Genomic DNA, 24,288 nt, shown 5'->3' with positions numbered 1-24,288 from the left:
GCGCTGCACTGACCCTCCATCAATGGGTGTTCCTGGTCGGGACGATGACCCTAGCCTCCGTGATCTCATGCGGGACCCGCAGGGCCGGTGGTGGACCCGACAGTGAGGAGGCGCAGGGTGAGGTCGGAGAGCGCGGAGTGCGTGGACCCGTGTTCCGGATGCTCCGCGGTGGTCCCCTCGGAGGATTCCGACTCCGACTCCGACTCCGACTCCGACTCCGACTCCGACTCCGAATCCGAATCGGGATCCGACTCCGGAGCCGCCGCCGTCGGAGCGTCCGGTGTGGTGTGCAGCGGTACGACGGCGTTGTCACTCACCCGCTCGATGGTGGCCAGGTAGTCGCTCGGAAGGTTCTCCAAGCTCCCCTGGAGCGTGCTCACCATCAGGCCCTCGCGGCGCACCCCGCTCGCCCGGTCGTCACGCCGGAACAGGTGGCGGTCCTCGCGCTGCTCCCCGGCATCGGAGTACTCGTCGGCCAGGCCGAGGTAGTGCAGGATCTCGTGCGTGAGCACCGCGTCGCCGTGTCCGACGTCCCACCTGCGCTGGTCGGCCCGGACCGGCGTACCGCCCGACTGCGAGAGTGTCACCGCCTCGCCGTGCTCGGGTGCCTGCACGAGCTCCAACGTGACGTGCAGTTGGTCACCGGATTCCGGAAGGATGTAACCGGTGTTGACGTGGGCGTCCAGCGTCGACTGAAGGCGGGTCTGCAACGCGGCCAGGTCCTGCGCGCTCAACCCGTCGGTGAGCCGCATGGGCAGGGCCACGTAGAACTGCCTGACGGTTCGACCGTCCGGCATCCTGATCCGGCGCACGTGGTTGCGGATCAGGGTCAGCGAACCGTCGAGGAACCCCTCCCGGCTACGGGTCTGCACCACCTTCGGGTCGAAACGCTCGGTGTGCACGGCGGCCGTCTTCCCCCGGGGGAGCGCCGCCACCTCGTGCGGAAGCACCGGGTCCTCGGTCCGCCGGCCCACCTCGCGGGAACCGCCGGTCCCGGCCGGGGGCGGCGTCGCACTGTCGTCCGGGGACTGGGGCGGCCCCTGAGGGGCGGGCGGGACGGGCGGTTGGGCGGGTGTGACGGTCAGCAGGGGTGGGGTGCCGGTGCCGTGGAAGGTGATGGTCGCGCCCTCGCCCAGTGCGAGGAACTCGTTCTCTCCTTCGCCCAGGAGGAGTGACTGGTCGGAATCCGTGTGAGCGCGGCTCTGGAGGTAGGTGCCGAACACATGGTGCAGCGGCACCTCCTGCGAGGTCACCCAGAACGGTCCGAGCGTGTGATTGCTCTCGTCGGTGGGGTCCTTGTAGGGCGTCAGAAGGCTGTACGACTCGGCGGGGCCACGGGTCATCTGTACGTTGTCCCCGACGGTCATGCGGCCGTAGTTATGATTTTCCAGCAGGCTCCGCTTCTCCAGACGGATGAGCTGGACGACTCCTCTTGCCACGTCGACGTTGGGCATCCTCACCCGGGTCAGCACCTCGTACGTGAAGACGTGCTGGGCGATCATGGTGTACAGGAACTCCGGGGCGAATACCGTGACCCAGTGCTCCCCGTCCTTGGATTTCCAAATGTCGTTCCTCAGGCTCTCGTTCAAGCTGGTCATGTGGTAGCCGACGTCCGGGTTGGGCGGGCGGAAGTAGCTGATCATCACCTTGAACCGCTGGGATTCGGTGTTGATGGATCCGCCCGCCTGGTCTTCGGCCCACGCGGACAGCCAGCGGCTGTCTCCGCCGTTCTTGTTCAGCCAGGTGTGGAACTCGGCGGACACCCCGTCGGCGCCGCGAAGGGATCCGCCGATCGGGCCGGTCATGTCGGCGGGATCGACCAGGGCCCACGGTGTGTCCTCGGGGTCCGGCACCCCCTTCTGCCGCTGCCAGTCGGGGTTGCTCACGAGTTCACGGGGGAGACGGTCGAGCAGTCCGTCCTCTCCCAGCAGCATCTGCAGGCGCAGGAACTCACTGCGGTATTCCGGAACCCACCCGCTCTCCCTCAGAAGGGAGTTCGTCTCCAGCAGGCGCTCTGCGGCCCTCCTCTCGATCGCGGAGGCGTTCGCGTCGCCGACGATGCCCGCGGCCCTCTCCACGATGAGTTCCAGATACTGATGGTTCGCCACGATGGCGCGTTCGTAGGCGTCCACGCCCTCGTACCGGTCTTCCCAGTCGGAGATCGGCCGGTCTTCCGGATAGACCATGGGGTGGGTGCTGCCATTCCCCAGGTTGATCACGCTCAGGGCGGGCAGCGGCGGAGCGTTCGACCAGAGCGTCGACGCGGTGAAGGGGCCTGTCGGCAGTGCGTCGGCCGAGAGCGCGGGCGGTGGCTCCGGAGACGCGCTCTGCTGACTGTCCTCGCCCTCCAGGCTGTCCCCGGGGGCAGCCTGGTCCTCGGGTTGCGTGAGCGCCGGTGCCACGTGGACCGGTGTCACGTGGACCGGTGTCACGTGGACCGGTGTCGGCGCGACAGGGGGCGGAGGGAACGCTGTTGCGGGCACCGCCGTGGTCACGGCCGGGACGGGTGCACCCAAGTCGGCATCGGCGTCGGATTCGGAGTCGGATTCGGAGTCGTCCCAGTCGGACCCAGCCGCGTCCGACTCGTCGGAATGCTGGCGCAAGCGGGATGGTGGTGGCGGGAGTACGCGGGCGGCGACGGCGTCGGTCTCCTGCTGCGCGGTGTTGTCGTCGCTCCGGCGGCCGAGGGGTTCGGAGACGGGATCGACCCATGTGTGACTACGCTCGACGGGCGTGGCATTGGCCCGTGACTGTGCCCAGTCGCCGTTGCCTCTCTGGATGTCGGTGTCGCCGATGAGGGCGCCGAGGAGCGCCAAATGCCGCTCTCGCAGCTGGCCTTGGGGGAGCGCGTCGGGGGTGGGCCGGCGGTAGTCGCCGGGGAGGCTGCCCTCGACGTGCGGGCGGTGGGGGGCGGTGTCGTCCTGGTATTCGTCGCGCAGGCCCAGCTGGTGGCCGAGTTCGTGGGCGTAGTCGACGGGGTCGGCGTCGTGGTGCCAGTTCTTCTGGTCCATGACCGTGTCCCGGCCGACGAGGTCGACGGTCAGGTGGGGCGTGCTGCCGGGTGGGGAGGGCTCGACGGTGACGTGGAGCAGGTCGCCGTTGGGCAGACGGTGGCCGGGACGGTTGAAGTACTCCTCGACTCCCTGGCGGAGCGTGTTCCAAGCCGCCTCACTGTTACCGCCGTTGAAGGCGACGGTGATGGTGAGGTCGGTGACCGTCTCGTCGCCGTGCTGGATGCGGCGGACGTCGAAGCGGGAGGGAACGGTGAAGCGGGGGGTGCGGTCCAGCCGCGTTCGGGGTCGCGTGACGGGCTCGGTACCGGGCCGTGTCTCCGCGAGCGCGAGGTCGACTTCGTGGAGGGCGTCGGTGAGGACGGTCGCGTGTCTCTCCAATTCCGCCCGCAGGGCGTCCCGTTCCTGTGCATCGGTGGTGGTGTCGATCCTCTGCCGGAGGTCGTCCGCGTGCAGGCCGGCGGCTTCCAGGGCCGACTCGGCGGCGCGCAGGCGCGCCCGGGCCGCGCTCTCCTCCTCGCTCAGCGGCTCGTCCGGGCTCGGCGACTCGTCGATCGACGCTGCCGCGGTGTTCTGCGGTGGTGACTGTCCGACCGCTCGCGTTCCGGGCCGGGGCGCTCGGGCGTGGACGGCTGTGGGAGCCGGTTTTGAGAGCGGTGGCACCGTGAGTCGCACCTCGGTGTCGTCGGCCCGGTCTGCGTGCGTGATGTCGGCGGAGAGCGTGAGCTGCCGCACCCCGATCTCGACGAGCAGGGCGTTCGCCCGCTCGACGTCCTGCCTCAAATCGTGCCACTGGAGGGTGAGTTGCGCGGCCTCCTCCAGGAGCCTCGCCTCCTCCAGCCGGGTCTCCGCCCTGTGGCGGGACTCGGCGGCCACCCGCAGAACATCGTGCGCCGCGAGGTTCCGCTCCAGTTCGGCCACCGCGTCGAGCAGGTCGGCCTGACGCCGGGTCAGTGTCTCGACCCGGTCGGGGGTCGCCGCGGCGAGCCGCGTGCGGGTGGAATCCAGCAGGCGAGTGGCGTTCCGCAGGGCGTCGTGCGCCTCGGGCTGCGTGTAGGCGAGGCCCGCCACGAGAGTCCGCTGGTCCTCCTCGGCCTGCCGCGCCCGTCGCAGCTCGTGATCGGCTGCGGTACGGAGATCGGCGGCCTGCCGCAGCGATTCCCGCGGGTTCGGGTCCAGGACGGGCGGGCGGCCGTACGTCTGCTCGAACAGATCCAACTGGTCTGCCGCGTGGCGCAGTTGCTCTCGGATGCCGTTACGGTCGGGGATCTCGTCGCTGTCCGGGGCCAGGGTCCGGACGCGGGTGCCGTCGCCGTCGCGCAGCACCAGTTCCAGGGTCTGTCCGCTCTCCTGGGCGATGGACCGCGCCCGGTAGAGCGCCTCGAAGCGCTCGTCCGCGGTGGGGTTGGTCCCGAGATCCAGCCAGAGCTGTACCACGGCTCCCGGCGGCAGCACGTCGTCGGAGGTGGTGATCAGCTGCGCGACCTGTGAGGCGCTCAGGTTCCGCACGTCCGGTGCGGACAGGTCCCACACCCCCTCGCCGCGGTGCGCTTCGGGGAAGACGCCGAGGCCCAGCAGATCGCGTTCGGGCACCCGCAGCAACGCGGTGCCCGTCGCGTACCGCACCTCCCCGTTCTGCCCGGTCAGCGTGGTGACGGTGTCGACCTCGACCTCGTACGTACGCAGCCCCTGGTCGGCGCCGGGCATGCCCGCGGTGCCGGTCTTCTCCCAGTGCCGGGCGAGTGCCGACACTCCGCCGCCCTGACCGCCCGGGACGGACTGGTACGCGAGAAGGGGTATCGATCCGCCGAAGTCGAAGCCGCCCCCCGGGGCCAGGGTTCCCGACACACCCAGGCTGAAGTCTCCGCTGCGGGAGACCGAGGAGCCGGAGCTCGTGCTGAAACCCGTCACCCGCACCCGGTCGACCGCCACGTTCCTGGTGGTGTCGATCACGCGCGGCCGGAACACCTGCGTCGACAAGGTGACCCTGGGGTGCGTCGCGGTCCCGGTGAAGGTCCCGCCCGCTCCGGCCGCCGTCCGCACCGGGTCCATGGCGATGCTCCCGCCGTGCAGCAGCTCGGTCAGCCGCGCGGCAGCCGCCTCCGACGAGCTTCCGGAACCGACGCCCTCGCCGGCCAGCTCGGGCGCCAGCTCCCGCACCGCGTTCAGGAGGTCCTGCTGGTTGCTGAGCGCGTATGCGACCTCGGTACCGGTGGGCCGGAGCGGTGTCGCGGTGGCAAGCGGACCGGAGAGCCTCGGGTCCTCGGTGCCGATCCCCTGGAGAAGCTCCTCCGCCGGGGTCTCCGGGGCCTGCTGCTGGTCGGTGTCCCCGGAGAACCGCAGGGTGACCCGTCCGTCCACCTTCTCGTAAGGACGAGTGGTGGGGGGATTGCCTTCGATGTGCAGATCGACGGTGAAGGTGTACGCGAGAGTGAACTCGTTGCCGCTCTCGACGCGTTGCCACAGCCGGTCCTCGCCGGTGAGCGTCCTGCTCACCGTGTCCGAACGAGTCGTCGAGCCGCTGCCGGAAGGGCTCAGGGTCGCCTTGCGGGAGTTCTCTCCGGACGTCGGCACCACGATGCTGCCCGGCACCGTGAAGCCCCAGCGGGTGGTACGCACCCGGCTCTCGGTGACGTTCGCGGGGGAGTGGGCGGAGAAGTTCTCCACCCCGGCCCCCGCGTCGCCGCGGCGCCCGGTCACGAGGCGCAGCTGGTCCTTCGTCCAGGCGGGCTCGCCCTGCACCCGTACGGTGACGGTACGGGTGGTCAGGCCGTTCGCGTACGGGAAGCTGAAGCTCAGCGATCCGTCCTTGCCGCGTCCGGGCAGCGCGCCGAGGGCGGCGGGCGAGGTGTAGTCCGCGACGCGCTGGGCCAGCCCGGGGACGTAGTTGCGGTGGCCGGGGGTGAGGCTGCCCGGTGCGTGCTGTTCGACCAGGCGGGTGAGCGCCTCACGCAGCAGATGGGGCCGACGCGGGTCGCCGTGGGCCGGATTCTGCTCCTCGGCCGTCGGTTCGGCGGAGCTCTGCTCCTGGGAGGTGTTCTCGTCGGCCTCGGCCGGATGCGGGTGCGGCTTCGCCAGGGGCGTCGCCTCCAGGACCGCCGCCAGCCCGAGCGCGCCGTACTCGACGAAGCGGTACGGCAGCCGTTCGGTGTCGGGGCGGGGCGCCCCGGTCTCCTCGCCCGCGAGCGGCTCCAGCGTCGGGCCGCTCCGCCGGAGCTGATCGGCCGTGGCGAGGAACGTGATGCCGCCCGGCACGTGGACCGTGCGCGTCACCGAGGCCGCGGTGTGGTTCAGCGGCGGTACCCGCCGGTGCCCCCGGTGGACGGTCACCTCGTAGGTGATGTCCGCGCTGATCCGATGCTGGGTGCCGCCCTCGGTGGGGACCCGCGTCATGCTGGTCGACGCCGACGTGGTCACCGAGCTGCTGTTTCCCCGCCCGTAGACGCCCTTCACACCGAGGCCGCCGGTGGTCGGCTTCGACGCGCCGGGTGTGGACGGATCGGTGACGGAAGGCCCGGCGGCGGCCTGTTCGGCCTCCTCGAAACTCTGGCCGTACTTCCCCGTAAACCCGGGGCCGCCCTGGTGCGATTCGGTCTTCGTGATCTGGTGGGAGGCGCTGTCGGTGGCTCCGAGGTCGGTCTCGCCGTACTGCCGGACCGTACCCAGATCCTGCGGATTGGTGAGTACGGCCTTCACCTCGACGACCAGGTCGGTGCCGCCCGACACTCCCGGCACGAACAGGTCGTCGATGACGAAGACCCCCTTCACCATCTGGTGCGCGCGTGACATCAGCGCGGCGGGCGTCAGCTGCGCGTGCAGCGCCTCGTGCAGCAGCATGCCCTGGTCGCTGCGGTCCCCGGTGGACACGGTCTGCCGGATCACCGTGGCCATGGACAGCACCGAGTCGGCGACGGACTTCGCGGCCTCGGTCGCCGCCCCCCACCAGGTCGATGTCGAGGGAGAGCCGGCCGATTCCGCGTTCCCCTGGACCTCCGTGCTGAAAACGGGCAGGGTCGGGCCGTGGCCGGAGCCGCCGTCGTTGCCCAGCTGGTTCATCTCGATGGCGTCGGTGCGCTCTTCCTCCACCGGGGGCGCCGAGAGGTCCTCGAAGATCGCTTCGACCGCCTCGTACAGCTGCTTGCTGCCGCGTACGACGTCGACGAGGGAGCTGTCGGGCAGCAGGAAAGTCTGCCCGTCGGGAGGCAGCGGAGTGCCCTGCGGCTGGAGCACCGCCTCCCCGTACGCCTCCGAGAAGGTCCCCGTGCGCTTCTCCGGCACCGCCAGGTCGATGGTCACCGGTTCGGGCTGGGGACCGGTCGGGTTCCGGGACTCGGTCCGGGGCGGGGTGGCGGACGTGAACGTGGCGGCGGGCAGTGGACCGGCCCCGTCGGTGATCTCGACCGCGAACACGGCCGGGACCCTGAAGACCTCCGTCGTCTGCTGGGTCGTTATGATCATCTGGGAGTGCGAGACTCCCGCGGCGGCGGTCGAGGTGTTCGTCGTCTGCCAGGTGCCCTTGTAGTCCCCCGTGACCACGCCCCTGAAATGACCTGCCGCGATACCGGTTATCTGGCCGGCCGCCTGGCCGGTGATGGAACCGCCGGACGACTGCTGGCTGGTCCCGGGCACGGACAGACTGCTGGTGCTCGGCAGGTGGACATCGCTCAGCGAGGTGCGATGGGTGGGGGCGGTGGTGTCCCCGGGTGCGCGGTCCAGGGTGAAGCGGAGCCGGACGTGGTCCACACCGCCGCCCGACCGGGGCTTGTTGAAGTACAGGACCATGCCGCCGTCTACCAGCTCGTCCATGGCCCCGAGCAGGCCGTGCTGCGAACCCAGCAGGGACAACTTACGCAGATTCTCAAGACGGGCCTTGACGAGGCCCCCGTCCATCGACCAGCCGTCGTGCTCGCCCTCACGCGGGAGGTAGCCGTTGTCCAGAAGCCAGGTCCGTGCCTGTTCCAGTACCTCGGTGACGCCCTCGCCGTGCACCGCCAGGGGGGTGGTGGTGAGGCCGATGGCATCGAGCCGAGCCACCTCCGGGGGTGCCTGCTTCCCCGTGGCTTCCGTCGGCACGGTGCCGGTCGCGGTCTGCGGGGTGAGCATCCTGAGCCGTACCCGGGTGGGTGGCATCGGCACCGGGTCCGTCAGCTTTCCGTCCGCCGCGATGAACTCCACGCTGTAGACCACGTTCGCCGGGGTGAGCACGTGCCCCCCGTTGGTGCGGATGTTGTGCGTCACGCCGTGTGTGGCGCCCGCCCCGAGACTCCGGTCCTTCTGCCAGACGCGACCGCCCTTGGGCAGTAGGGAGCCGCCGAGGTGGAAGTCCCGGAAAGCCTTGTCCGCCTCGTCCGGCATCGAGTTGAGCACGAAGCCGATCCCGCCCGCGAGGTCGTACGCCTGGGACACCTTCGACAGCGAGTCGGTCTTGCGCTGACGGTCCAGGAAGCGCTCCAGGCTGTACTTCGGACCGACCAGGATCTCCCTGCCGGTGCGGTGGGTCACCTGAGCGGTCACCTTGAACATGCCGAGGGCGTTGCCGCTCTGGTCCAGCAGGACCGGCGACCATGTGCCCGTACTGCCGCCGGGGCGGCCTGTCGCACGTTGCAGAGGGAGAGCACCGAGCAGGTGTTCGGCGCCGAGGAACTTCTCGACGGCGGCCAGCGAGCCGGCGTCGAGGGAGCCGAACTGCTCGCCGAACCGGGCTCGGACCTCTCGCAGCAGGCTGCCGGGGTCGGACATCGAGTCCATCACCCACAGCGGTGAATCGTCGAGATGCTTCTGAAAGTCGGCGTCCTCCATGCGGTTGAAGCCGTTGCGGCCGGCCGCGGTGTAACCGGGCACGGCCAGATGCTCGGGGAACCACGCCGATACCGTGCCGAGCGTCTGCCCCTCCGCCGGCTCCGGCGAGGTCTCCGGGGACGTCGGCGAGGTGACCTCCCACACCCTGCCCCGCGCGGTGTAGTCGAAAAGGCCGGCCGGTTCCGAACTGCGCAACAGACTGGTGGAGGTGATCGCGCTGCTCACCGTCGTCGACAGGGTTCTCTGCTGATGAGTGATGTTGAAGTTCAGCGCGACGGGCACGTGGGTGAGGACGTCCGCGACCACGCTGATGGCGTTCGAGAGCGGAGTCAGCGAGATCGTACGGACGCTGGTCACGGAGGCGGAGGAGGTGCTGTCGAACGTGGCCGCGTGCCGCTGCTCGTTGTTGTGCGGCGGCGTGTGCCTTCCGGCACCGAACAGCGTGGAGCGCTTGGGTTTCTCCAGTCGCAGCTGTACGGCCAACGAACGCTGCTTGCCGTCGACGGTCAGGGTGATCGGGTGACCGTCCTTGCTGAGCAGCATCAGACGGTTGTCCTGCAGCGCCTGTGGAGAGAGCAACTCGGCGAGCTGGGCGCGTACTTCGGCGGCCGTGTTCTCGGGGAGAGGGCCGGTGGGCGTCTTCAGGGCGTCGAGTGCTTGCCGCTGCAGCGCCGTGGCGACCTGGTCCGGGATCGGCGCCAGGTGGACGCCGCTGATGCCTTCGGAGGCATCCGTGCCGAATCGTCTTACCTCGTCGGACAGCCATACATTCGCGGGCGGCGGCGGAGGAGGCGGAGGCGGTGGTGTGGCGTTGGTCGCACCGTCGTCAACGTCGCTGACGATGTCGGCGAGGACATCGGTGCTGGTGCTGGTGCTGGTGCTGGTTTCGGTGGTGAGCGCCGGGGCCGTGGAGATGTCGGATTCGATGGTGATGGCCGTATGCGGCACCTCATGCGGCGCGTGACTGGTGGTGAGCACGGGGGCGCCCGTGTCGACGGCAAGGTGGGACTCGGCGGAATAGGGGGCGATGGGCTGTGAGAGCGTCCGCGGCGTGGAGTTCTGACCCGTGGACGCGGAGGTCTTCTCCTGCTCCTCGTCCCGCCGCTGTTCCTGCCGCTGCTCCTGATCCTGCTTCGCGTCCTCTTCCGGCGTTTCCTGTTCCGGCCGTTCCTTCTCCTGCTCCGCGACGGCCTCCGTGGACGTCGTGTTCGGGCCGTTCGCCGCACCGCTGGTGCTCGAAGCGGTGTTCTGCTGGGTGGAAAGCGTCGGCTTCGACGTGCTGTTGGCCGGGGCGGTCGCCGATGACGCCGCGGGAGTGCTCGCCGTCGTGGTGAGCGGGACGCTGGTGTCCCGGGGCATCGTCGGCGGCGCGGGCACGACGGGCCGCTGCGCGTCGTCGTCGGAGTCGTCGTTCCCCTCCTCCTGCAACGGCCCGTTCTCGTCTTGCGGTTGATCCGTCGCGGAGCCGGAACTGTTCGTCAGGTCGCTGTCGTTGTTCGCGGACGACAGTGGGTTCGTGGACGACAGCGAAGAGGTGTCGCTCTGGTCGGTGACCGGCACGTCGCCGATCTCCATGGTGACCGTACGGGAGCCCGTGGCGCCGACCGTGTTGTTCCCCGCGCCGCCGCCGGACGCCGACCCCGTATGACCGCCCGAGGACTCAAGACCGGCACCGGGCAGCTTGAACCCGGCTTCCAGCGTCTTGTTGCGCAGATCCGCCCCGAGCTTGTCGCCCGCGCCTTCGAGTATGTGTCCGACGCGGCCCTCCACCATGCCCGAGCCGAAGGTCAGGCCCGAGGTGCTGAAGGTGTGGTCGTCGCTGAAGAACAGGTTGTAGAAGCCCTCGGAGACCGCCGCGTGCGCCCCCTCGGACACACCCTCCGTGATGCCGTGGACGCCCGACTGGGCCATCGCCCGGATGGCGCTCCTGCCCAGCTGGTCGGCCGCGCCCTGGCCGAGGATCTTGCCGAGTGCGCCGTCGCCCTCCTTGGCGAGCGGCTTGAGCGCGTCCTCCAGCAGCTTCGGGAGGTCCTTCTTGCCGGTGTTCTCCAGCAGTGTCCTCGCCCAGTCGCGGCCGACGGCTCCCGCCTTTTCGCCGCCCAGGTGCTTGCTGAAGGTCTCACCGATGTTGCGGACGAACTTGTCCCCGGCCGCCTTGCCACCGGGCCCGACGGTGTGGGGCAGGTCGTTCGCGAAGTTCTTGGCGAAGTCCTCCCCGAACGTCTTCGGGGCCTTCGGCCCGGCGCCCTTCGGCCCCTTGGGGCCCTGCACGGGGGGCTGCGGGAACGCGTTGTCGAGCTCCTTGCCCAGCTGTTTCCCGCCGCCCTTGCCGAAGATGTCGGCGAGCCTCTTGCCCAGCTTGTTGCCCAGGAACTGGAACGGACCGGCCAGCAACCCCTGGATCATGCCGGAGAGCGCCGCACCCTTGGTGAGGTCGCCTTCGTACGCGTCGCGCGTGCCCTTGTTGAGCTGCGTCCACTGGACCAGCAGATCCATCGCGACACCCATGCCCACGTTGATCAGCTGGTGCATCAGCAACGTCATCAGCGCCCGGCCCAGCCACGAGCGGATCAGGAACCGCACGATCGCGCACTTCGCCAGGTAGGCCTGGATCGACGCCCCGAAGAAGAAGGCCAGCGCCGCCGCGACGACCGCCTCGAACAGCAGCTCCACCAGCTGGGCGATGATCATGTACTTGGTGTACTGGAGCTGGGTGGCGGCCTTGCGGGTGAACGTCGCGAGCAGCTGCGCCTGGTCGGCGACCGCGTCGAAGTAGTTGAGCCCCTCCTCGCCGATGAAGCTCTTCATCGCCGCCTGGTACATCGCGGCGGCGTCACCGTCGAAGCTCTCGCTGGTGTAGCCGAGGGCAGCGGCGATCTGCTGCTTCATGTCGTTGTTCAGCTTGCCGTGCAGGTCCTTGTGGACCTCGGCCAAGGCGAACAGCTTGTCCTCGTCACCGTTCGGCGGTACTTCACCGGTCAGTGCGGCGAACAGCCAGGCGCAGTCGGGAGGGAACTCCAGGGACAAGGGTCAGCTCCTCCCGGTCTTGTGCCCGCCGAGCGAGTCGCGGATGTCGTTCTGGAGATTGCCGAAGTCCGTCGAGGCGTCGCGCAGGCTCTGCCCGCTGCCGACCAGCGCGTCGCTCAGCGCGGTGATGCCCGTCTTGGCGTCCTCGACCGCGGGCAGGTACTTCTCCGCGAAGGTCATGCCGAACTTGTCCGTGCCCCAGCACCCGTGGTACGAGGTGATCTTGTCCAGATAGTCGTCGCGGATCAGCTTGATGTGGTCGGCCACCTGGTCCAGGTTCTCGCTGCTCCGGTCGAGCCCGTCCGTGTCGACGTCGAGCCCGCTCATGCTTGCGCTCCTTCGTCCGTGCCGGTCGCGTCGTCCTCGTCGACGATCTCGTCGAGCAGCGCGCCACCGGACGGGCGGGTGGGCGCCTTCGAAGGGGGTACCGGCAGCCCCTCCTCGCGGAGCGGGGCGAACAGCGCGTCCCAGTCCAGCTCCTGGAAGCCGCCCTCACCGGTCGGTGAGAGGCCGGGTATGGGGCCGAAGGGCCGGTACACGTCGGCAAGTTGCTCGGCGGCCTGGGCGCGGGCCGATCCGATGGTGGCCATCAGCACGCCGGCGAGCTGAGCCGGGGGCATGGTCCGGTACTTCGCGGTGGGGAAACGCAGGTTCGTCAGCTCGCCCTGCGGCCCGACCGTCGCCTCCACGGAGCGGTCCTTGGCCATGACGGTCGCGGAGATCCGGGCGGCGGCGGCCCCGGCCTCGGTCAGCTTGGTCCGGGCCTCCTCGAACTCGGCCAGCGCCTCGGCCAGGTGCTCTTCCATCGGGTTGCTCATGTGCGTTCCGCGCCCTTCGATCCGCTCGTACCACTCGGTCCCTCGCTCCGGCTGAAGGCGGCCGTCACCGGCCGATCACCGCCGCCACGCCGCCCTCGTCGGTGCCCCAGGTGTCCTCGTCCTCACTCACCCAGGTGGACCGCTCGCGTTCGTCGCTCTGGGTGTTGCCGCCCGCGCCGCCGCCCATGCCACCGCCCATCGACGGCATCATCGGGGTGCTTCCGGAGGATGTGGTGCTGGGCCGCCGGCTCGCCGCCGCGGCCTCCTCCGCGGCGAGCTGGGCGGACTTCGCGTTCCGCGCCGCGGAGGCCTCTCCGGTGGCGATCGCCCGGCCGCGCTCCGCGGCCAGCCCGGTTCCGGCGGCGCCCGCCGAGGCACCCGTGCCGCCACCGGGCATGAGTCCCTGGTTGCCGAGCGGGTTGAGCGGGAGACCGCTGCCGGACCCGCCGGTGCCGGTGTCGCCGTAACCGCCCCCGCCCAGGGGGGATTCGTCGCTTCCGTCGTCCGGGTAGTCGTAGTAGTCGAAGTCGCTGAGGCTGCTACCGGTGGTGTTCGTTCCGAGCCCGGCGGTGCCGCCCGTCGTGCCGGTCGTCCGTCCGTACGCGTCGGTGGTGACCGTGCGCCCGTCCGGGTAGCTGATCCGGTGGCCGCCGTCCTTGAGCGTCGTGTCGACGGTGCCGTCCGGGTAGGTCGTCGTGGTCGAGCCGTCCGCGTTGTGCGTCGTCTGCGTCTGCGTACCGGCGCCGCCGGTGGTGTTGAGGTGCTCGGTCTGCTTGTGGCCGTCGGCGTCGATGGTGGTGTACGTGCCGTCGGGGCCCAGCTTGGTGGTGCTGCCGTCCTTGTACGTGGTGGACACCGTGCCGTCCTGGCCCACCTGGGACACCGAGCCGTCGGCGTACTGGACGGTGGAGGTGCCCTTGCCCAGGTGCGAGACCGTCTTGGTGCCGTCGGGGTCGGTCGTGGTCACGGTGCCGTTCGCCGAGACGGAGGTCTTCGTGCCGTCCTCGTGCGTGGTGGTGGTCGTGCCGTCCGTGCCGAACGCCGTGGAAGAACCGTCCGCGTTGTGCACGGTCGAACCGGGCGCAGGACGGCTGGTGGTGCTGTTGCCCTGGGCGTCGGTGCTGGTGAGGGCGCCGTCCGGGGAGAGCTTCGTCGAGGTGCCGTCCGGGAACCGCGTGACCGTCGTACCGTCCGGGCCGATCGTGGTCTTCGTGCCGTCCCGGTAGGTGATCGTCTCGCTGCCGTCCTTGTTCAGGACCGTCTTGGAGCCGTCGGGATTGTTCGTGACGGAGGTGCCGTCGGGGTTGACGGTGGTGGTCGTGCCGTCCTTGTGCGTGGTGGTACGCGAACCGTCCGCGTTGTACGACGTGGTGCTGCCGTCAGGGCCCTTGACCGTCCTGACGGGGTAGCCGCCGCTGCTGCCGCCCGTGAGGTTGGGGGACAGGGCGGGCGGGACGACGCCTGCGGGCGTGGTCGCCTGGTGGCCGTCCGGGTACGTGGTGGTGGTCGAACCGTCCGGATTCACGATGCTGGTGGAGCCGTCGGGGTTGGTGACCGGCAGGTTCGTGCCGCCCAGGCCGCTGCCGTCGCCCGTGCCGTTCAGGCCGAGCGTGGGCGGGGCGACGATGCCGGTGTTCCCGCTGTTCAGGCCGAGGTCGCTGCCCGCTCCGCCGCCGCCGAACTCGCCGTCGGTGCCGTTCTCCCCGATCTGCGGTGGAAGGTCGACCTCGCCGGTTTTGCCGTCGCCGTCCGCGCCCTGGCCGAGCTCGTCCATCTCCTTCTGGGCGTCCTCCTTCTGCTTCTCCGCTTCCTTCTCCGCCTCCTCCTTCTCCTTCTCCGCCTCCTCCTTGGCGCGTGCGGCCTCGTCGCCCGCGTTCGCCTGCGTGAGGCTGCCCGTACCGGCCTTGAACGGAAAGGACGAATCAGAGTTGAGTGTGACCATGGCCTGGTTGAGGTCCAGCATGGCCCTGTTCGCGGCCAGGTCGAGGGGGTAGAGGGTGTCGAGCCAATTGGTGCAGGCCCGCGTGGCGAGCGTCTTCCAGTTGCTCGCCACGGTGAGGTCGCCGTAGACGTCGTGGTGGTACTTGAACCCGGCTCCGGGCCTGTTGAAGCCGGAGACCTGGTACATCTTCGTGATGTTGTTCTCGTTCAGCCACACCGCCAGATCATCGAGCAGCGCGTCGAGATGGGACGTGCCGAGCCATGCGTTCGCCGGCTGGGCCCTGAGGGAACCGTACGCCTTGACGATCGCGACCTGACTGCCCAGGCTCGCATTGTCCTGCCAGTTCTTCCATGCCGTGAAGAGTTGGTCCGCCGCCGTCCAGATCGCCAGTTCGGCGTCATGGAGCTTGTCTCCGACTGCGGAACGGGACTGGTGAGCCGTGTCGGCCTTGAAATCCTTGCCGCCGCCGGGCTGGACCGCGCCGGTCTTCGGAGCGATCAGGGTGAGGAAGTCCTTGTAGCCGAGGCCCAACGCGTCGATCAGATCACGGAAGACGTCCGCGCCCGTGCCCTGGTAGGACGAGAATTCGCCGTCGAGCTGTTTCACCCATTTTTCGAGGTCGACGGACTTGGTGGAGAAGTAGTCGACGACCCTGTTGAAGGCCTCGGCGACGGCGCCGAATTCCTTGAGATCGATCGCGTCGGCCGTGACGACCGCCGGAGTGTGGGCGTATCCACCGCCGAACCCGGCGGTGGTGTAGGAGTTCCGCAGAGTCTGCAGAGCCTGTCCGTACCCCCAGTCGTACGCTCCGGCGTTTCCGGTGTTGCTCCAGTCAGCGCCGTTCGACGAGCTCCAGGGGAGTGAGATGGTCGCCCTGTAGACGATGAGGGCGCCCGTGCTCTGGCTGTCGTAGGGGCCGTAGAACTGGATGACCCGTTCGGGCGCCTCGCCCGCCTCCACCTCGCCCGTGGTGATGCGGTCCCTCAAGGTGATCCCGTGGGAGACCTTCTCCACCGTGACCCGCATCCACTCGCTGCCGTCTCCCTTGTCCGGGTCCGCACCGCCCACGGCCGCGACCTTGGCCCTGGTGCCGCCGTCGAAACCGGTGAGCTGCTTGACGACGGATTCCCAGCTTGAATCGACTGCCACGGGCTGGACGCTCCTTGTGCGACGAGCGGAGACGGAAGGTGAGGGTCAGGACTTCTGGGTCGGGGTCAGGTCCCCGTCGACATCACCCAGGTCGTTGAGGAACTCCTGGCTCTTGATGTCCTCCAGGCTGTCCGCCTGGTTCTTCTTCATCGTCGCCAGCACCGTCCTCATGTTCTTCTGGATGTCGGTGAAGAGCTTCAGCTGGTTGCTGATGACTTCCGCCTGGGACTCCGCCGCGCCCGTGAGGTAGGTCAGCAGAGGAGCCGCGCTCAGCGGGGACGCGTCCTTCTCGACCAGTTTGCCGAGCTTGAGCACGTGGCTGCTGAGGCCCACTCCGGGAGAGGCCATCTGGGCGCTGAGGAACTTCAGCGAGGAGATCCCGTACGGGGAGTCCTTCTCCAGATCGGTCAGCAGGTCGATGAACTCCTGCACGTCGGTGTCGACGAACCTCTGGAGGGAGTCCAAGTCGAGGTGCGACAGATCGGCCGGGTCGGCCGCCATGGCTACTCACAATCGTCGGGGGAGGCGGGTCGGGCGGGAGCAGCGGTCGGGGCAGGAGGGGGATCAACCGCCGACGCGGATGTTCCCCCACTCCGAGGCGCTGCGGTTCTCGTGCTTGCGGTACTGCTCCGAGATGTCGCTCAGCGTGTCGCCGTGCTTCGTCAGGACCTGGCCCAGTTCTGTGGTGGCCTGGTTCCACTTTTCCTGCAGAGCCCCGTACGTCGCCGCGTCCGCACCCTGCCAGGCACCGTGCAGCCCGGCCAGCTCCTCGTTGAGGGCCTGCACCAGGGAATGGATGCGGTTCGTCTGGAGGCGCATGTCCTCGGCGGCCTGGTCCACCCGGCTGTACTCGACGTGGATGATGCCGTCGGTCTTGTTGGAGTGATCGTACGGAGTGGTCATGGCGAACTCCTGGAGAGGGAAGGGCTGTCAGGGCGGTCGGCGGGATCCGGACGGGCGATCAGATCAGCTGGGCGAGTACGTCGTTCGACCGGCTGCTGGTCTCGATCGTCGCCGTGGTCTGTCCCTGAAGTCCGCGCTGGAGCATGCCGGTCTCCTGGAGCTGCTCCATCATCTGGTTGATGTTTTTGGTGATGATGTCGACCTGGCCGCTCCAGTCCGCGAGCAGCCTCTGGTAGGCGCCGCCGTCCTGGCCCCCGTACGCGTGGATCAGGCCGCTCATGGTCGTGCGCACCTCCTCCTGGGACTGCTTGATACCGCTCTGGACCGTGCTGAGGGCGTGGTAGCCCTTCTGGTTCTCGGACTGGGACGACGTCTGGAGGTTGCCGGGAGGGGCGGGGGTGTTCGACATGTCAGGTGTCCTTTCAGGAACATGAGCGTCTGCAGATGCTAGGGAGGGCGGTGTGGAGCAAGCAATGCTCCGAGGCGAGATCTGAGCTGGAATTGATCATTGGTTAACCTGGGAGGTCGTTAACGGCTCTCAGGGCGACACGATGTGACCGAGCGTCAGTGGTCGACGCGCTCATCGACCGGCCGTTCATCCGCAGGAATCCTCCGGCCCGACCGCGGAAGCCGCCCGTTCACCGCCGGCCACCGCCGCGTCGAGCACCGGCCCCGTCGGCAGCATGTCCAGCAGCCGGGACGGCACCGCCTGCGCGTGCCCGCCCTTGAGACCGAGCCGGTCCACCGACTCCGCGTCCGGCAGCCGGTACTTGATCCCCACATCCGTGACCAGGTACGTCGTCGTGCCGATGACCGAGCCCCCCGCGCCCAGCGCCTGCACGAGCGCGCCGCCGCCGGGCCGTACCTCCAGACCGTCCACCGCCAGGCACGCCCGCCGGATCTCGGGGCCGGAGGCGACCGGAGCCGGCCGTGCCGCCGTCGGCACGAGCGCCAGGGCCACTCGGGGCGCGGACCCCTCCGGCTGGATCCGGGCACAGACCGACGTGCCGGGACCGGGGTCCCGTACGACGGGCGTACGGGACGGCCACCCCGCCGGGTCCTCGGTCGCCTCTCCCGCCGGCGCCCGGTGCTGGGCCAACTGGTCCGCGGTGAGCGGGAGCGCGACCGGGACCGACCCCTTGTACGCCAGCTTCGCCGTCCGGTCGTCACCCAGCACGAGAGCTGCCCCGGGAGTGCTCAGCGGACGCAGCCCACTCTCCTCCAGAAGGAAGTGCTGGGTGACGGCGCCCGGCGACGCCAGTGCGTACACCTGGCCCGTCCGTCCGACGCGGCCGTCGATCCGGGGGCCGGCCGCGCCCCGGCCGTCCACCTCCGGCGCCGTCAGGTCGGGGCCGGCCGGCACGCTGTCGAGGAACGCCGCGGAGACGGGCACCGGCGTCACCCCGGAGTATCCCAGCGCCTCGGCCGCACCGTGCTTGCCGAGCCGCAGCCGGTGGTCGCCCCACAGCAGGTGCGTGGCTCCGTCGGGGCCCTGGACGAGGACGGCGCGGTCGTCTCCGGGGGAGACGCCGTCGGCGGCCACGCCCACGCGCAGCGAGGTGACGGGGCGCCGGCCGGTCCGGTCGGCGCCCGTGCGTTCCGGTTCCTCCGCGCAGACCTGCCACGCCCCCTGCTCCAGGTCTCCGGGGCCGGGAAGCGCGTCGGGGGCGCCGGGGATGCCGACCGGGGTGCCGTGCCGCTCGCCCGCCAGGGACGCCGCGGACACCCGGACCACGGTGAGGTCGTCGGCCGCGATCAGCTTCGCCGAAGCCCAGTTGCGCACGGGGCGGAGCGTCTTGTCGAGATACAGAAAACGGGTACCGGTGTCCTTCTGCACGATCAGGTTCGAGCCCTGCTGCCAGGACTTGGAACCCGCGGGCGAGATCAGGCCGAAGAGCAGGAACCCGACCGCGAGGACGACTCCGAGGCCGATTCCCCAGACCATTCCACGGTTCGTGCGCCCCACCGGGGACTCCGGGGAGTCCGGGTCGCTCCGCAGCATGCCGCTGGTCAGCCGCCCCATGACGAAGAGGTGGGCCTGGACCTGGTCCTTCCTGGACTGCATGTCGTACCCCCTCAGCCGTTGGCGGTGCGCAGAGCCGTGTACACGCCCAGCACCCACAGGGACAGCGGGATCAGGGCGACGGCGAGCAGGGTGTGCAGGACGTCGGCCGCTCGGCCCCAGTAGGGAAGCATCCGGCGGCCGGGCACCGTCCACGAGGCGATGGCCGCCGACCCGGCGACGGCGACGAGCGCCGCGATCAGGTACGGGCGCTGCCCGGCGTCCAGCGCACCGGCGGCCCGCACCGCCATCAGGACCAGGCCGTACAGGCCCGGGAGCATGACGGCGGGCCGCTGCCACACGTTGCCGACACCGCGCGCGTGCAGGAGCAGGAGCAGGCACAGGACCGCGGCGGTGACCACGGCGGCGGTGTCCGGGCGGACCGTGACGAGGGCGGTCAGGACCACCGCGCAGACCAGGCCGGTCCCCGCGTACAGGGCGGTCATCCACTCCTCGGCGAGCGCGGTGCGGCTCACCACGACCTGGCTGGCATGCGGCTCGATCCCTTCCTGGAGCTGCTCCGCGTTGGTCGGCAGGGCGGGCAGCCGAAGCCCGGACAGCCGGAAGGCGATGCCCGGGACGAGGCCGCCGAAGACGACCGAGAGGACCGCGAGGACGCTCGCCGCGTGCGCGGCGGGCCAGTCGGTGACCAGCATCAGCGCACCCCACAGGGCGCCCGCGAGCGCGACCGCCGCCACGCTCAGCAGCAGCGGCACGAAGGCCGCGACCGCGGCCACCGCCAGCACCGCCCCGCCCGCTGCCGCCGCCGAACCGGCGAGGAGCCGCGCCCCCGTCAGGTGCGCGTCCGCGTCACCACTGGGCAGCAGCGCACCGGCCAGCCCCAGATACGGCGCGACGAGGACGCCGAGTGCGGCGCCGCCCGCTGAGTCGCCCACCGCCCGGCTCGCCGTGGCGGCGCCGAACAGCACCAGCAGCCCGGTGCCGGCCGCGACGGCGGCCCGCAGCGGTGCGGAGCCGCCCGGCAGCGCCAGCACCAGCAGCCCGGCCGCGAGGAGCACCACCGCTGTGCCGCGCAGCAGCCACCGGCTGGTCCGGGCCTCCCAGCCGTGCGGGCGACCGCGCATCGTGTCGGCGACCCCGTCCACCAGGTCGTCGAAGTGGACCGGCGGCAGCGCCTCGGCGCGAGGGCGGAGGAACAGCGTCTCGCCGTCCCGCAGCGCCAGGCCCTCCGGGGTGCGTTCCTCGTCCAGGGGCTCCTCGCCCAGGCGTTGCAGCACCCAGCCGCCGTGCTCGATCCCCTTCTCCGCCAGGTCGTGGCCCGCGTGGTCGAGGAGGATGGGCAGCAGGTCGGACACGGGCACGTCGGCGGGGACCGCCAGATCGATGATCCGTTCCTGGGTTCTCACCGTGAGCCGGCACAGGCCGGGGGCGGATATGTCTGTCATTGCGGCGGGGCCACACCTCTCCGAGGGGCGGGATACCAAAGTTGATGGCCGCACACTACCTTTGATCTTGCGTCAGGCCGTCAGCCTTCATGTGCCGTTCAGAGCGGGGCACGCACGTCCTTCGTGCCGCACCGCCCTGGAACCCCCGCCTCCCCGCCGCCGCAGAGGCGACGAACCCGAGGAGCAAATTCCGCGTGAGCACCGTTCTGTTCCGTCGTCCCGCCCGCAGGCGGGGCCCCGACATGCCGGACGGCGAGATAAGCCTCCAGGAACCGCCCGCCCTCCCGGAGGCGGAGCCGAACACCTCGGCCATGTGGATGTACCTCCCCGTGGGCCTGACGTCGATCGCCATGATGATGATGTTCATCAGGCCCGGCCAGGCAACCACCTTCAGCTACCTGGCCATCGGGCTGATGCTGCTCTCGTCCGTCGCGATGATCGTCGGACAGCTGATGCGCAGCGCGGGCGAACGCAAGCGCAAGCTCAAGGGCGAACGACGCGACTACCTGCGGTACTTGGCCCAGACCCGGCGCAAGATCCGCCGCACCGTGGCCGACCAGCAAAAAGCCCTGGCCTGGCGGCACCCGGACCCGGCCGGGCTGTGGGCGCTGACCGGAACCAGCCGGCAGTGGGAACGCCGCCCCGCCGACGAGGACTTCGCGGAGGTCCGTGTCGCCGTGGGCGAGCAGAAGCTCGGCACCCGGCTCGCCCCGCTGGCCACCAGGCCCGTCGAAGACCTGGAACCGCTCACCGCGCACGCCCTGCGCAGCTTCATCCGGGCGTACGCGACCGTGCCGGGCCAGCCCATCGCCCTCTACCTGCGCGCCTGGTCGCGGATTCTCGTGCACGGCGACGAGGAGCGGGCCCGCTCCCTCGCCCGCGCCCTGATCGCTCAGCTCGCGGCCTTCCACGCCCCCGAGGAACTCACCGTCGCGCTCTGCGTCTCCGACGCGCGGCGCGCCGACTGGGAATGGGTGAAGTGGCTGCCGCACACCCAGCACGCCTACCAGCGCGACGGTGCGGGGCCGGCCCGTACCGTCGCGGCCGGACTCGTGGAACTGGACGAACTGCTCGGCGCGGACTTCACCGAACGGCCGCCCTTCGACCCGGAAACCGCGCCCGGCCGCGACGAGCCCTTCACCGTCGTCGTCGTGGACGGCGGCACCGTGCCGGGCGGCCACCGCCTCGAAGGCGTCGGGTACCGCAACGTCGTCGTCGTGGACCTGTCGCAGTCGCTGGCCTGGAAGCCCGCCCGCGGCACACTGCGGCTGCGCATCGGCGACGACGGACTCCACCTGGTGCGTACCGACCGCGACCGCAAGGAGCAGTCCACCCTGCTGGGCGAACCCGACACGCTCGGCCCGGTCGCCGCCCGCACGCTGGCCGCCCGGCTCGCCCCGTACCGCCTGGGCGGTGGCGCGGTCCCGGCCGAGCCGTTCGTCTCCGACACCGAACTCACCTCCCTGCTCGGCATCGCGGACCTGCGCCGCCACGACCCCGCCAAGCTCTGGGACAGCCGCCCGCTGGAGAGCCGCGGCCGACTCCGGGTACCGATAGCCGTCGGCGAGGACGGGCTGCCCGTCGAACTCGACATCAAGGAGTCCGCCCAGGGCGGCATGGGCCCCCACGGCATGCTCATCGGCGCCACCGGCTCCGGCAAGAGCGAACTGCTGCGCACCCTGGTGCTGGGCCTGGCGCTCACCCACTCCTCCGAGACCCTCAACTTCGTGCTCGTCGACTTCAAGGGCGGCGCCACCTTCCTCGGCATGGACGAACTGCCGCACACCTCGGCCGTCATCACGAACCTCGCGGAGGAACTCCCCCTCGTCGGACGCATGCAGGACGCCCTGCACGGCGAGCTGATGAGGCGCCAGGAACTGCTGCGCCGGGCCGGGAACTACTCCTCCGTGCTGGAGTACGAGAAGGCCCGCGCCTCCGGCACTCCGCTCGCACCGCTGCCCTCCCTCTTCATCGTCGTCGACGAGTTCTCCGAACTCCTCTCCGCGCACCGTGACTTCATGGAACTCTTCGTGATGATCGGCCGCCTCGGGCGCTCGCTCGGCGTCCACCTCCTGCTCGCCTCCCAACGGCTGGAGGAGGGCCGCATGCACCAGCTGGAGTCCCACCTCTCCTACCGCATCGGCCTGCGGACCTTCTCCGCGATCGAGAGCCGCGGCGTGCTCGGTGTACCCGACGCCTACCACCTGCCGCCCACTCCCGGCAGCGGCTACCTGAAGAGCGGCGTCGAAGCGCTGACCCGGTTCCGCGCCGCATACGTCTCCGGGGCGTACACGAGCAGGCGCGGAGCCGCCCAACAGGCGCAGATCGCCCGCCAGGTCGTGCCGTGGGGCACCGACTGGGTGGTGCCGCGCACCCTGCCCGCCGCCCCCGAACCGGTGACCGCGGAGCCCGACTCGGGCGAGTCCCTCCTCGCGCTCGCCCTCGGACGGCTGCGCGACAGCGGGCCGCCCGCCCGCCAGGTGTGGCTGCCTCCGCTGGACGCCCCGCCCGCCCTCGACGCCCTGCTGCCGCCCCTGGTCCCGGACCCCGCACACGGCCTCACCACGACGGGCTCCGCCGACCGGGGAAAGCTGCGCGTCCCTGTCGGCATCGTCGACAAGCCCTTCGACCAGGTGCGCGACCTGCTCACCGTCGACTTCTCCGGCGCGGGCGGACACCTCGCCGTCGCAGGCGGCCCGCAGAGCGGCAAGTCCACCCTGCTGCGTACCCTCATCGCCGCGCTCGCCCTCACCCACACCCCTCGTGAAGTGCAGTTCTACTGCCTGGACTTCGGGGGCGGAGCGCTGCTCGGCCTGTCCGGACTGCCGCACGTCGGCGGGGTCGCCGGCCGGCTCGACCGGGAGAAGATCTCCCGCACCCTCGCCGAGGTCACCTCGCTGCTCAACCGACGGGAACTGTTCTTCCAGGAGCAGGGCATCGACTCCATGGCCACCTACCGCAGGCGGCGGGCGGAGGGGCAGTACCCGGACGAACCCCTGGGTGACGTCTTCCTCGTCGTGGACGGCTGGTCCACGGTACGCAGCGACATGTTCGACGACATCGCGGTCTTCAACGGCATCGCCACCCGTGGCCTCAACTACGGCGTCCACCTCATGGTCAGCACCTCCCGCTGGGTGGAACTCTCCGCCGCCCTCCGCGACCAGGTCGGCACCCGCCTCGAACTGCGGATGGGCGACCCGATGGACTCCGCCGTCGACATCCGCAAGGCCGGCACCGTGCCCGCCGTGCCCGGGCGCGGCCTGAGCAACGAGAAGCTCCACTTCCTCGCCGCACTCCCGCGCATCGACGGCGGCGAGGACGCGGAGGACCTCACGGACGCCCTCGCGGACCTCGTCGAGGCCGTCGCGGAGAACTGGGACGCCCCGCCGGCCCCGCCCGTCCGCATGCTCCCGGCCCACCTCACCACCGCCGACCTGCCGCCGGCCGACCCGGAGAGGCCGCTGCGCGTCCCGTTCGGCCTGGACGAAGCCGAACTGGCACCGGTCTGGCACGACTTCGCCCAGAGCCCGCACCTGATGCTGGTCGGGGACACGGAGAGCGGCAAGACCAGTGCGCTGCGGCTGCTGGTCCAGCAGATCGTCGCGAACCACACCCCCGAGCAGGCGCGCATCCTGGTGGTCGACTACCGTCGCGAGCTCGTCGAGGCGGTCCCCGAGGAGTACCGGCTCGGCCACGCGGTGGCGGCGGACCCGCTGCGCGAACTCGTCGACGGGGTCACCCGCGCGATGGTCATCCGCACCCCGGGCGAGGACATCTCCCCGGCCCGGATGCGGCGGGCCGACTGGTGGACCGGGCCGCGCGTGTTCGTGCTGGTCGACGACTACGAGATGGTCACCACCGGCTTCAGCGGCCCCTTCGAACCGCTGCTGCCGCACATCCCGCTCGGCTACGAGGTCGGCCTCCACCTGGTCGTGGCCCGCGCGTCGGCCGGCGCGTCACGCATGGACCCGCTGATGCGCAAGCTCCAGGAGGTCAACTCCCCGGCCCTCCAGCTGTCCTGCCCGACCTCGGAGGGATACGTCTTCGACAGCGTCAAGCCGAGGATCCTGCCGCCGGGGCGTGCGCTGCGGATAGCCCGCCGCAAGGCGGCGCTGGTCCAGATCGCGCTTCCCCGTGAGGTGGCGCCGCCGAAGGCGTAGCGGGAGGGCCG

The 24,288-nt window shown here is 70.4% G+C and carries 10 protein-coding genes; 1 reads left to right on the top strand and 9 read right to left on the bottom strand.

Going from position 1 to position 24,288, the window contains the following annotated elements:
- Positions 1-65: 65 nt before the first annotated feature.
- From ACFWEE_RS06225 to eccD, 9 genes are all read right to left on the bottom strand, one after another.
- A complete protein-coding gene (locus ACFWEE_RS06225; protein ID WP_386886848.1) occupies positions 66-11,837 on the bottom strand; it encodes a hypothetical protein in 11,772 nt (3,923 codons plus the stop codon).
- A gap of 3 nt (positions 11,838-11,840) precedes the next feature.
- On the bottom strand, positions 11,841-12,164 hold the full coding sequence (locus ACFWEE_RS06220; RefSeq protein ID WP_386886846.1) for a WXG100 family type VII secretion target: 324 nt from the start codon (positions 12,162-12,164) through the stop codon (positions 11,841-11,843).
- Positions 12,161-12,655, bottom strand: a complete 495-nt coding sequence (locus ACFWEE_RS06215) for a YbaB/EbfC family DNA-binding protein (RefSeq protein ID WP_386886845.1) — start codon at positions 12,653-12,655, stop codon at positions 12,161-12,163. The genes ACFWEE_RS06220 and ACFWEE_RS06215 overlap by 4 nt, the downstream gene beginning before the upstream one ends.
- A 64-nt stretch (positions 12,656-12,719) precedes the next feature.
- Complete coding sequence (locus tag ACFWEE_RS06210) at positions 12,720-15,746, bottom strand: AAWKG family protein (RefSeq protein WP_386886843.1); 3,027 nt, start codon at positions 15,744-15,746, stop codon at positions 12,720-12,722.
- A 45-nt stretch (positions 15,747-15,791) separates the two neighbouring features.
- Positions 15,792-16,247 (bottom strand): type VII secretion system-associated protein, encoded by a 456-nt coding sequence (locus tag ACFWEE_RS06205; RefSeq protein ID WP_386886842.1) that lies wholly within the window; start codon positions 16,245-16,247, stop codon positions 15,792-15,794.
- A gap of 63 nt (positions 16,248-16,310) precedes the next feature.
- Positions 16,311-16,649 (bottom strand): WXG100 family type VII secretion target, encoded by a 339-nt coding sequence (locus ACFWEE_RS06200; RefSeq protein WP_386886840.1) that lies wholly within the window; start codon positions 16,647-16,649, stop codon positions 16,311-16,313.
- A gap of 58 nt (positions 16,650-16,707) precedes the next feature.
- Complete coding sequence (locus tag ACFWEE_RS06195; protein WP_386886839.1) at positions 16,708-17,058, bottom strand: hypothetical protein; 351 nt, start codon at positions 17,056-17,058, stop codon at positions 16,708-16,710.
- Positions 17,059-17,244: 186 nt separating this feature from the next.
- Complete coding sequence (gene eccB / locus ACFWEE_RS06190; RefSeq protein WP_386886837.1) at positions 17,245-18,714, bottom strand: type VII secretion protein EccB; 1,470 nt, start codon at positions 18,712-18,714, stop codon at positions 17,245-17,247.
- 11 nt (positions 18,715-18,725) lie between these two features.
- Positions 18,726-20,117 (bottom strand): type VII secretion integral membrane protein EccD, encoded by a 1,392-nt coding sequence (gene eccD / locus ACFWEE_RS06185; protein ID WP_386886836.1) that lies wholly within the window; start codon positions 20,115-20,117, stop codon positions 18,726-18,728.
- 194 nt (positions 20,118-20,311) lie between these two features.
- Between eccD and eccCa the strand changes: the two genes are divergently transcribed.
- Positions 20,312-24,277: a type VII secretion protein EccCa gene (gene eccCa / locus ACFWEE_RS06180; RefSeq protein WP_386886834.1), complete on the top strand. Its 3,966-nt coding sequence runs from the start codon at positions 20,312-20,314 to the stop codon at positions 24,275-24,277.
- The last annotated feature ends 11 nt before the right edge of the window (positions 24,278-24,288 follow it).

Source organism: Streptomyces sp. NPDC060184 (assembly GCF_042728795.1).
Taxonomy (GTDB): Bacteria; Actinomycetota; Actinomycetes; order Streptomycetales; family Streptomycetaceae; genus Streptomyces.
This window is presented reverse-complemented; position numbering and strand designations above follow the sequence as displayed.